This is a genomic window from Stenotrophomonas sp. AS1 (assembly GCF_048957655.1).
In the GTDB taxonomy this organism is placed as follows: domain Bacteria; phylum Pseudomonadota; class Gammaproteobacteria; order Xanthomonadales; family Xanthomonadaceae; genus Stenotrophomonas; species Stenotrophomonas bentonitica_A.
Genome location: NZ_JARVXM010000018.1, coordinates 1 through 2537, shown reverse-complemented (window position 1 = coordinate 2537; position 2537 = coordinate 1). Strand labels below are relative to the sequence as shown.

3 protein-coding genes and 1 pseudogene are annotated in these 2537 nt (G+C 55.9%); 2 read left to right on the top strand and 2 right to left on the bottom strand.

Annotated elements, in window-relative coordinates:
- Positions 1–194: pseudogene (locus tag PV764_RS20270) on the bottom strand (IS91 family transposase); the annotation flags it as partial.
- A gap of 150 nt (positions 195–344) precedes the next feature.
- Between PV764_RS20270 and PV764_RS20265 the strand changes: the two are divergent.
- Both PV764_RS20265 and PV764_RS20260 read left to right on the top strand, forming a co-directional pair.
- On the top strand, positions 345–935 hold the full coding sequence (locus PV764_RS20265; RefSeq protein WP_019186284.1) for a YqaA family protein: 591 nt from the start codon (positions 345–347) through the stop codon (positions 933–935).
- 92 nt (positions 936–1027) lie between these two features.
- Complete coding sequence (locus PV764_RS20260; protein ID WP_026070266.1) at positions 1028–1552, top strand: disulfide bond formation protein B; 525 nt, start codon at positions 1028–1030, stop codon at positions 1550–1552.
- A 172-nt stretch (positions 1553–1724) separates the two neighbouring features.
- On the opposite strand, the gene PV764_RS20255 is transcribed toward PV764_RS20260, so the two are convergent.
- Positions 1725–2297, bottom strand: coding sequence for an HNH endonuclease (locus tag PV764_RS20255; protein ID WP_026070265.1), 573 nt, complete (start codon positions 2295–2297; stop codon positions 1725–1727).
- Positions 2298–2537 lie beyond the last annotated feature (240 nt).

The window sequence follows — 2537 nt, the reverse complement described above, 5'->3', positions numbered from 1 at the left end:
TCCTCGCGGACATATCCGGGCAGCGAGCGGCCCTCCGCTTCGATCCGTACAATGAAGTCCGGGTAGTGCGCCTCTACCAACGCGTACAGCAGCGTGCGCTCGGGCGCGTGGCGCGCGTACCGCGAACCGGTGTGGGCGGACGGCAGTGGCGCGCATCCCGCGGCTTGCCGCCGGGATGTGGCGAGGCGCGGCACGCAGCGCTCCGGTGCGGGGACGGCTGCTCAGTGTTGCGCCTGTGTTCGCACGTTCGTATCGGTGCGTTCTGATCTTCGCGTCAGACATTGCCGCGGGACGGTGCAAATAATCCCTGGGTGTTTGCCCCCTTAAAAAATCCGGAAATTTTCATGCTGCGCCGACTCTATGACTGGACGATCTCGCTTGCTGCCCGAAAGTCCGCCGAATACTGGCTCGCCTTCATCGCCTTTATAGAAAGCTCGGTATTTCTGGTGCCCGCCGATGTGCTCTTTCTTCCGATGGCGCTTGCGCGCCCGGAACGGGCCTATCGTTACGCGCTCGTCGCAACCATCTTTTCCGTTCTTGGCGGCATAGCAGGCTGGTATTTGGGCTATCATGCCTATGAGCAGGTCGCAAAGCCTGTGCTTGAAATGTATGGCAAGCTCGACACCTTCGAGCAAATGCGCGGAACGACCAGCGCCGACATGATTCTGCTGATGCTCATCACATCAGGCCTCGCGCATCTGCCGCCGATCAAGGTTGTCACCATCCTCTCCGGCGCGGCAGGCATCAATATCTGGCTGTTCATTGCATCCGCGATCATTGCGCGCGGCGCACGATTCTTCTTCCTCGCATGGCTGTTGAAGCGTTATGGTGAACCGATCCGCGAATTTATCGAAAAGCGTCTCGGCCTGCTGGCTGGTCTCGTTGCTGTTTTGCTGATCGTGCTCTTCGTCGGGATTAAATATCTGAACGCCTGATTTTGCCTCAAGCCGGTCAAATTTAATTGCTTGGAGGCGAAGCAGTATTTTAGGCTAAAGAAATAAGGCCAGCATGGCGCAGGAAATTTCATATGACATTTGCACTTAACAAGCCGGTTGGCAAAATTCAGTCTTGGACCGCAGGCATCATGGCAGTCGGAATGGCTGCAACAGTCGGAACGGCTTTGGGCTTCGAGCATCTGGCTGGTTTCATGCCCTGCAAACTCTGCCTTGAAGAACGCACGCCTTATTATATCGGCGTTCCGGTTCTGGCCGCAGCCTGGGTTTCTTATAGATTGAAATGGCCTCCGGTTCTCACGCGCGGTCTGATCCTGATTGGTGCACTGCTGATGACCTTTGGCCTTGCGCTTGCCATCTATCACACCGGTGTCGAACTCAAATACTGGCCGGGTCCGGCTGATTGCAGCGCAGCCACCATGAAGCTCACGCTGGATGCCGGCAATCTGCTCGGCGATCTCAACGCGACCCGCCCGCCTGCATGTGACAGCGCACCGGGCTTCTTTCTCGGCCTGTCATTTGCAGGATGGAACGTGGTCGCAAGCCTGTTTTTTGCAGCGATTGGCTACTACGGCGCTTTTGCAAAAGGTGGAAAGTAAGAGGGAATTCTGAGGAAGTTGTTCTTTCTGGGATCCGAATCAAAAAGCGGCAGGCCATGGCGAAAATGGTGGTTCTCGAATGCCGAAGCGAAATATAATTTTGGGTGCATGAGCATCAGAACGTAGACAAATTGCCATTTGCAGACCGGCATGGCGACTTTTGGAGCAGACACTAAGGCTCCAGCTCGACATCCCAATACAGAAAATCGAGCCAGCTTTCATGAAGATGGTTGGGTGGGAAAAGACGGCCATTTTTGTGCAGATCCTGCACGCTCGGCATGACCGGCTTCTGACGCGGCCACATATGTGCTTGAGCTGGCATCAACCCGCCTTTGCGCAGATTGCAAGGGGAGCACGCGGCGACCACATTTTCCCACGTCGTCTCGCCGCCATGGCAACGCGGGGTAACGTGATCAAAGGTCAGATCATGCGGAGAGCCGCAATACTGACATTCAAAACGATCACGCAGAAACAGATTGAAGCGCGTAAACGCCGGATGACGCGGCGGCTTTACATATTCTTTCAGGCAAATCACGCTCGGCAAACGCATGGAAAACGATGGCGAAGATACGACCTGATCATATTCCGCCACGATATGCACACGTTCAAGAAAGACTGCCTTGATCGCATCCTGCCAGGACCAGAGCGACAAAGGGTAATAGCTGAGCGGCCGATAGTCCGCATTGAGAACCAGAGCAGGCAAACCACTGCTCGAAACGGTTCGGGGAGAGACGGCTACATTCAAGGGCACACCTCCTTCAGAGCAACTCCGAAAGGAAAAGTGCGAATGGCTTTCCATGCGGAACTGCGCTCTTCACCGAAGCGCCCCGCACCCGTTATGGGCGCAACCTACAACGCTCCAGCTTTGTGAAAGCGGCAGCGCGATAGGCAGGAGATCAAGTTTCTGCGGGGTATAGGAAGTTCAACCGCCCTTTTTTGCGAGTCTGGCGGGTAGGAAGCGGCCGCGCAAGCGCCGCTTTGGGCA

Bases quoted from the DNA above. Each gene is read 5' to 3' on its own strand.
- PV764_RS20260 (WP_026070266.1), top strand. From the start codon at position 1,028: ATGACATTTGCACTTAACAAGCCGGTTGGCAAAATTCAGTCTTGGACC.
- PV764_RS20265 (WP_019186284.1), top strand. From the start codon at position 345: ATGCTGCGCCGACTCTATGACTGGACGATCTCGCTTGCTGCCCGAAAG.